We start from the raw sequence: 8,333 nt of genomic DNA, 5'->3' as shown, positions 1-8,333 counted from the left end.
GAATGACTCGTCTTTTTTGTATGCTTTCATACCTCTGTTAATTGCCTGCTTAACTCCTTCTAAATAGGCGAATCCATACCTTTTATCTGGTTCTAAGTAAGTACCTTCTGCCCATTCATTCCACGCGTTAATAAATAAAAACTCGCTGTTGTAAAGGGAATAGGTACGCTGGATTTGTTTGCTTAAATATATCGTGAACTTCCTAGGGGTAGAACCTAGGAAGATGCTGCTATTTAAGTCTTTGCGGCGTGCTGTATTGTCCCAGTCAACAAAGGCACCAGGAAATGTTTTTTTCTCTGGAGGAGATCGCTTTAGTATATACATCCACACTTTATCATAATCCCAAGCGTTTATTTGTTTACCAGACTCATATATTGTCTTATTTATGTCTGAAGAGCTATCATGAGCAATTGTATAAAAAGGCTCGAATTGAATGCTAGCATCAAATCCATTTATATTAGGAAGTGGAAAGCTGTTTAATGTTTCTGCAAAGTATATACCTTTCAAACCATTTTCTTGTGCGAGTGTATTCCAATAATGAAGCATTTGTTCACAATGAGGGATATGCCCGGGACGATAAATAATGAATAGTGGTTTATCGTCTATACGGATATATCTCTCATCTTGGAAAGCTTGCAATAAATACTCAAAGTGTTCTTTCCAATCCGATAATTCTCCATAATTTTGAGGCATTAATATGTGACTATCAAGACCATCCCAAGTTTTTGTCCACGGTTCATTTGCCCAAGAAAGGCAAAATGGAAAATCTGGTTCGCCCGTCTTAAGCACCTCATTAAAGGGTGCCTCCAATAGCCTCTTCCCTTTAAACCAGTAATGGTAATAACAAAAACCATATATGCCATGTGCTTTGGCGATTTCTGCTTGCCATTTTCTTACGGATGGGGTGGTTAAGTCATAATAAAAATCTTGATAAGGTTCTCTAGGTTGGTAATGTCCTGAAAATAAAGGTCGTGCACTTTTAGTATTTGTCCATTCAGTAAACCCTTTCCCCCACCATCGGTCATTTTCTTTTATTTGATGAAACTGTGGTAAGTAAAAAACGATTATTTTCAAGATATATCCCCCTTATGTTCTTCGTAGTTCAAGTGGTGGGAAGTTACTTTTGATTTTTCGAATCTAGTTAAAGCATGAGATATGTTATTTACTTACTGTGTTTATGCTGCATAATGAATTCTTTTGTACAGTTTGCTTGATATGGAAATCTTTGATGATTTAATATATACGGCTGAGATACAAAATGATCTTCATTATACAATGAGCGAAAAGAGTTAATCTTTTTGGAGAACAAATAGAGCTTGGGGTAACCGATTTGTATCATCAAAAAAGTCCCGTAGCTTTAAATACTTCTCATAGTGATTTTTAATATAAGTTCTAGGTATAACGGTTTCCCCGTAGAAGCTACTATTTCTAACGTCTCCAGCCCCCGTAGGGCTGTGGACAAAATTGCCGCTTTCATAATCCGAGATAGCACGATTTATATCTGGAAACGCTTGAGATAAAGTTTTATGCCACCCGGTTTGAATTAATTCAGGGTGTTCCTTGAATTGTTGGCAGAAATCGAGAAAATAGCGTGCTTGTGTTGTGGCGATGAAGATGCCACCTGGACGAAGAATTCTTGAAAATTCCTTTATCCAATTTTCTGCTGTTTCTTCGGATAAATGTGAGAATACAGAATAAGCGAATATGATATCTAATGAATTGTCATTAATAAATTCTACAGGAGGTTGTGGGGGAGCTATTTTATACCTACCTCTTCCTAACGTTTCGTTGCAAAGGTTAATCATTGCAGGATCTACATCAATACCAAGTAAATTTTTATGGCGAATATCTTTGAAAAAGAAGCGTATGATTCTTCCCCATCCGCAACCAAAGTCTAAAATTTTACGTTCTTTATTCAAGGGAACACCTAAGTTTTGGGCATATGTTTTTACATGGCTATAAAACAAATATGCTTCATAAAGAGCATGTTCATAGGAAGCACCTACAAACTGTTGTTGAATTTCTTCGGAGGGGAACATAGGTACTGGGATGCCATTTATCTTTGTTTGTGAGCAACTTTGTATAAATAGATTAAGAAGTTCAACATCAGAAAGCGGGCTAACAAGGTTATCAAAATCACTTCCTAACTTAAAGTTATTCATTTGTTAACCTCCAAATTATATAGTGCCTAAAAATCATTTTCGTGTTTTTTACTAATAAAAACATGTAGAAATTCAGCATCTAACCCCAGTGATCTATCCTTTTGTAAATAAACAATGGTATGCATCTTTGCATGTGTATAAATATATTCAATCATATCTTGACCCCAATCAAATGTTACTAAAGACCCGTTCTCATCAATAGGATTACCATGATAAATTGGCTCCTCAATATATTCGATTCCTTCTTTATTGATTCTTGCTCTTTGTAAAGTCTTTGTGAGTGTATGATACCAAGGGACAGTAAACACATGAGCACCGCCAGGCTTTAATACACGCTCTATTTCTTTAAAGGCTTTGTTTGGCTCCATTACATGTTCAAAGACATCTTGAGTAATGAACAAATCAAAAGATTCATTTTGGAAAGTCATATCTTCTAAGTTCTCACATCTAATTCCTTGAAAGTATTGGCCGAGAGGATAGTTTTTAAAGTATTGAGAATACGTATAGTTTTTGCAGTTTTTTATAAGTAGCTGAGTTGTAATTCCCCCAGGAGAGGATTCGTGGATATGATAGGAACCCCATTTTGGAAAAAATGTATTTAAAACATGGATTAGAGCGCGCTGCCTTGGTATAGAGTGGCATGTAGAACATAAGTAGTGATCTCTAAGCCAATCATTATGCTCTATAAATGTAGCTTTCTTCTCACAAATAACGCAATATCCATTATTGTGCTTCAAATTACCTTCCACATGACATCACTCCTGTGTAAAAAAATGCATATGACACACACGTCAACAATCAGCGAAATCAAAGAGAGTGGGTGGAAATTAGGGAACCCATAAAAGTGAGATTGGTAGAATGGAATAATTAGCGGGAGAGAACCCCACGCTAATTAAAGTTTCACTTTATGCTATGCGATACATTCGCTTTTATTCATTGAAGAATGTATCGACTTAGAATATCCCTTTTGTGTACGGATACATTTCAAAGTCTTGTGTATATATTTCTGTAGCTAACGCCATTGTTTCTTCATCATAAAAGCTTTCATATGTTGGAAAGCGAGGGAAGGCGGCATCTGTAATGCTAAGTTCTGCATAGCTTCCTGTATAAAGCATTTTATGAGCGCGATGATGATCTGAATTTGTAAGAAGCGCTAAATTGGATTTAATTAAATCGTACGTGTGTTCTATCTTGGTGATTTGTGTATTAAAATCTTCTAAAGGAATATAGTATTGGATGAAATTTTCTTCACCTGGAACGTATTGCTGACTAAAATGTATGTCCATTGCTAGGGAATTTGAACCCAATGCTCGAATGTAATATAAAAATTGTTTAAATGATACTCCACGGTTACTATATTTGTCATTATACAAATAATGACGGATACTTTCCCATTGAGGGCTAGCATATGGATTGTCAGCAAGTAATAAAAATGAGCTGACGGCCCTTTTGTAGGGATTCCGTACAAGTTTACAAACATCTTTATTTGCTGTTAGAAGCCCGTTTTGTAACTCTGGTATGTAGTTAGTGTTGTTTTTATACACCCAGAATTCATAGTAATGAATAAAGTCATGGTATTTCTTTGCTTCATTAAACAATCCAATTTGAAAAAAGAACCAATTAGCTAAGGCGGTACATCCGCTTCTATGGCTCCAGAATAGTATAAGTGGAAAGTCTTTATGGAAATGTGGGATTCGATCTTTATGTAGGATTACATGATTTAAAAGCTCTTGATTTACATTCTTCATACATGTAGTCCTCCTTTTTGAAATTTTTATTTATGGAGAAGGGAAGTTTTTGCTAATCCAATATATTCATGGGAATGAGTAAATAGTATGAGTGTTTTTTGCGGTCAGCTTAAATAAGATAGCGATTCTAAAGGGAAAATATAAAATAAAGATAATGAAAATTTATAGGAAGCATACAATGATAAGAGGATGAATAATAGAAGTGACCAAGTTCATTTAGTTGCATTTCTAGGTGTGATAAGCAAAAATCTTATTACTAGAGAGGATATTATGAGGAAGAATAATTATTTAATAGTAGGTGGAAATAGTTTCATTGGTATTAACCTCGCATTAGGTTTATTGAAACAAGGTCAAAATGTAAAAGTATTTTCCAGACATATAAATAATTTCCCTCAAAATATTATAAGTGAGGTTGAATTTATTAAAGGTGATTTAGCAAATGTTAAAGAGATATATATAGCTTTAGTGAATGTGGATATTATTATTTATTTAGCTGCAACGTCTAATGTAGCAACTTCAATTGAAGATGTTTTCGGAGATATAAACAGTAGCTTTTTTTTTCTTAACTTCATGGAAAGTGTTAAAAATTTTCCTGTTAAAAAAATTGTATTAGCATCTTCTGGAGGCACGGTTTACGGTGAACCGGAATATTTACCTATTGATGAGGAACATCCATTAAAACCACTTTCTCCTTATGGAATAACAAAAGTATCGCTTGAAAATTACTTGTACTTTTATAAGAAAAAATACGGAATTGACTATGTTGTATGTAGATATTCTAATCCATATGGAAAATATCAAAATCCTTTAAAGAAAGTTGGGGCAATAAATTGTTTTTTGTATCAGCATCTCAGTAATGAAAAGATTAATATATATGGGAATCCGCAAGAGATTATTCGAGATTATATTTATATCGATGATTTAGTTGAAATCACTATACAACTATCACAATTAAATCGTTTGAAATCTTGTGTATATAACATAGGGAGCGGCAAGGGTCTCTCTTTAAAACGAATTATAGTAGAATTGGAGAAATTAACGGAAAGAAAAGTGGACTTTACCTGCTATAAACAAAGGCAAGAAAATGTTCAAAAAATCATTTTAAATATAGATAGAGTAAGACGAGAATGTAATTGGGAACCGAAAATAGATTTCAAAAGTGGAATTAGATTAAATAAGCTATGGATTGAAGAGTTCATATATAGTAAAAAATAATAAACCATGCCCTACTTTTGTATAAGTAGAGCGTGGTTTATTATTTTATTTCTTTTTTTATTACCCAAAGGTCTTGATGTTCCCACCAAAAACCTTCAGTGTATTTTTTGATGACAGGGTTATAGGGTAATAATTTAATTTTGTCACATACGTAAGAGGGACTAACAATCGTTTGCCCGTATTGATGAACATCTAAATCTAATTGTTCACTAGAAGGGAGAAACCAATAACCCTGTTTATTTAAATCTGGAAAGCTGAAGTACTTTTTACTTTGATAACCATGAGTTGTGAAAATGAGTAAGCCTTCAGGAGAAACAGCATTATACAATGTTTGAAGCCAACGAAACCAAGTTGTATCAGGCATATGAGAAAAAAAGGATAGACAAAAGACGATATTATACGTAGACGAGGCCAATTTTACTTGTTCAGGTTCAGGGTGAGATAAGATAGAAGAAGTATTTAATGAGTTTTCAATAAAAGTAATAGCCTCTTCATGTATATCACAGGTAGTTATACTTAAGTTCGTTTGTAGGTTTAATAAATGACGTGTTACGCAGCCATATCCGGATGCGAATTCTAATAATTTTATTGGAGTGTCTATAGGAGGATAAAAGGAAGTAATTAAATCTAAGAGTGTTTCTGCGGATTTTCTCCCATCTTGAAAATAATAATCTATCGCTTCTTTTTTAGATGGGAAGACTGGATTAGTGACAAGGAATTGAAAGATATGATCCTCTGGATGGATACTTGCATTTACATTGTAGTTGTGTGCAATTTGAGAAAGCAAATCTTTATTTGCTTCTATAAATTCTTTCAAAGAGTAACCCTCCTTAAATGATAGTAACGTTTTACAAGAGATACTGATGGCGAAGAAAATATATCATTCAATCTTCAAATATGCTTTAAGATACTTTCTATATGTGTACATTTTCTTTTTTGAAATGTCGTCGATAGTAAAGGTTTCTTTAATGAAATTCTGTATTTGTACAACTTCACTGTAATGGGAATATGAATCTTCTGTTCCCGTTACGCTATTTGTATGTCGTCTATGATAGTTTAACGGTTTTGGATTAAAATAAATGTTCCCCTCTTTAAGAATAGAAACATAGAAAAACCAATCACCAGCTACTTTAAACTTTTCTAATTGTTTTTCTGTAGTTTTTATATCTATGTTTTTAAAAACTACACTTGAGACATTAGGTATGGTGTTTTTGATAAGTAATGTATCTTGTATTTCATCTATCCCTTTTCGAAAATAAGAACTTTTCCATTTTTCTTTATCAATATCATTTGTGTAATCTAAATAATGATTGGCTAGGATATTTCCTTGTTCATCTATTTGTTTTGATTGGGTGTAGCTTAAGGTAACATCACCATTTATATGAAACCCTTGTGTTACTTCTTCTAAAAATGTCTGATCACATAAGTCATCAGCCTCTGCAATCCAAATATAATCACCGGTTGCTGCAGAGACGCCTTTTATCCATTGTTTAAATACAGAACCAGAGTTTGTATCATTAATAATCTGCTGAACTTTTAGGTGGGGCTTATTTTCGTTTGAGAGCAGCTGTTCAAATATAGATACGCTATTGTCAGTAGAGGCATCGTCTAGGAAAATTAGTTCGTAAAGGGGATAGGTTTGGTTTAATATGGATTTAATTCGGTCAGGTAAGTATTTTTCGTAATTATAGTTTGGTATGATTACGCTTATTTTTTTGTAATTATGATCAAGTAGGTTTAACAGTTGATAAATGTAATGAAGAAAGTTGAAATCTTTTTCAATAAGCTCTTGGCCAAAGCGTCCTTTTTGTAATCGTAAGTCCTCATCTCCAATAAATTCATATATTCTTTCCAGCACCTGCGGTAAATTTAAAAAGTCTACTAAGGCGCCAGTTTGTTCCGTAACAACATCTTCAAAACCTCCAGCGTTTTTAAACCCTATAACAGGGACTTTTGTATCTAATGCCTCTAAAACAACGTTTGGAAAAGGATCTTCTCTTGAAGTTAATAAATATAAATCAGCCCCGGCGTTATATAAACCGATATCTGGAGTGGGCTCAACTAATGTGAAATGTGCTGTATATCTTGGGGATAGCGTGTTAAAGAAATGAACATCTGTTCTCCCGACCCAGATAAAATGAATATTCGTATGAACCTTTCTTACTGAGTAAGCAATAAGTGAGAATAAATCTATCCCTTTCCGATGATCAGCAAAACCTACTCCCAAAATGATTTTGCTATCTAGAGGCAGGTTGTGTTTTTTTCGTAATTCGCTTCTAGCTTTTGCAATATTGTTCTTATAAGGATTGTGGTTAAACAAGCCTTGAGGGAGGATGTGACATTTTTGATGATCTAATTGGGTAATTGTACGGAATTTTTCATACACGTACTGTGAAGGGAAGACAATTTTGTAAGCAAACTGGGCAATGTTTCTAGCTTTCCCCTCGGCAGAGTACTGTTGTATTAAATGCGGCAATTCATGTATTAATGAAATAACTTTTATATTGTGTTTAGCTAGTAATGCAACTATATCACCACTTATGACGGTACTACATATGGCGATGGTATAATTTTGAGATAGTAACTTCTTTATTAATAATTCGACTCTTTTTTCTGTTGGGTAGTCTTCCTCTAGGCAATAAACAGGACCATACTTTTGAAAATCGTGGATTAAAATGCCCGTTCCAATAGAAATAATTGCGACGGAGTAATGAAAGTTTTCTTTAAGAGCTTTAATAGTATGTAAAGAAAGCAGCTGTGCTCCGTGGAAATGGGCATCATGGGATACATAAATGATCTTCTTATTAACATGCATTTCATAACGCCTCCTAAGTTAATTAGATTTTTAGTAAATGCATGGTGTATTTATAATTCCTAGAGAGAAGTGGTAGGAGATAATTGTGAATACAGCTGGAATGTACTCGAAATAAAAAGTGCTACCTTTAATATATATTTGTTTGGCTTGCTATTCATTCTTTAGAAAGGTGTAAGTAAGAAAGTATAAACTGTCGATTATGAAAGTGATTGCACCAGTTTATTAATCTCTAGGAACGGAGTATAAATGAAGAAGGTTCAATACCCTTTAGAATTTATAAAATAAAAAGGATAAAAGGTATTGACGATTAGGATATAGAGGTGTAATATAGAACAAGTCGCCGATGCAATAACGCAGAACGCGGCAAACAAAATAAAAAACTTAGTTGACATT

7 protein-coding genes are annotated in these 8,333 nt (G+C 33.7%); 1 reads left to right on the top strand and 6 read right to left on the bottom strand.

Features of this window, described 5'->3' with window-relative positions; translation table 11 throughout:
- From DN394_RS15460 to DN394_RS15445, 4 genes are all read right to left on the bottom strand, one after another.
- The coding region (locus DN394_RS15460) for a glycosyltransferase WbsX family protein (RefSeq protein ID WP_149293952.1) at positions 1-1,074 on the bottom strand (1,074 nt) is incomplete at its 3' end.
- 215 nt (positions 1,075-1,289) lie between these two features.
- Positions 1,290-2,162, bottom strand: a complete 873-nt coding sequence (locus tag DN394_RS15455) for a class I SAM-dependent methyltransferase (RefSeq protein WP_097918291.1) — start codon at positions 2,160-2,162, stop codon at positions 1,290-1,292.
- 26 nt (positions 2,163-2,188) lie between these two features.
- A complete protein-coding gene (locus DN394_RS15450) occupies positions 2,189-2,911 on the bottom strand; it encodes a class I SAM-dependent methyltransferase (RefSeq protein WP_149293951.1) in 723 nt (240 codons plus the stop codon).
- 204 nt (positions 2,912-3,115) lie between these two features.
- The gene (locus DN394_RS15445) at positions 3,116-3,910 is read right to left on the bottom strand and encodes a sulfotransferase family 2 domain-containing protein (protein WP_149293950.1); all 795 of its coding nucleotides are present in this window, start codon (positions 3,908-3,910) and stop codon (positions 3,116-3,118) included.
- 270 nt (positions 3,911-4,180) lie between these two features.
- On the opposite strand from DN394_RS15445, the gene DN394_RS15440 reads away from it, so the two are divergent.
- The gene (locus DN394_RS15440) at positions 4,181-5,125 is read left to right on the top strand and encodes an NAD-dependent epimerase/dehydratase family protein (RefSeq protein ID WP_149293953.1); all 945 of its coding nucleotides are present in this window, start codon (positions 4,181-4,183) and stop codon (positions 5,123-5,125) included.
- A 40-nt stretch (positions 5,126-5,165) separates the two neighbouring features.
- On the opposite strand, the gene DN394_RS15435 is transcribed toward DN394_RS15440, so the two are convergent.
- The gene (locus DN394_RS15435; protein ID WP_149293949.1) at positions 5,166-5,942 is read right to left on the bottom strand and encodes a class I SAM-dependent methyltransferase; all 777 of its coding nucleotides are present in this window, start codon (positions 5,940-5,942) and stop codon (positions 5,166-5,168) included.
- A 63-nt stretch (positions 5,943-6,005) separates the two neighbouring features.
- A complete protein-coding gene (locus DN394_RS15430) occupies positions 6,006-7,940 on the bottom strand; it encodes a glycosyltransferase (RefSeq protein WP_149293948.1) in 1,935 nt (644 codons plus the stop codon).
- Positions 7,941-8,333 lie beyond the last annotated feature (393 nt).

It is taken from the genome of Bacillus sp. BB081, assembly GCF_008368895.1.
Lineage (GTDB): Bacteria > Bacillota > Bacilli > Bacillales > Bacillaceae_G > Bacillus_A > Bacillus_A wiedmannii.
Note: the sequence above shows the minus strand (reverse complement) of the source record. Positions and strands in the feature narration are given on the sequence as shown.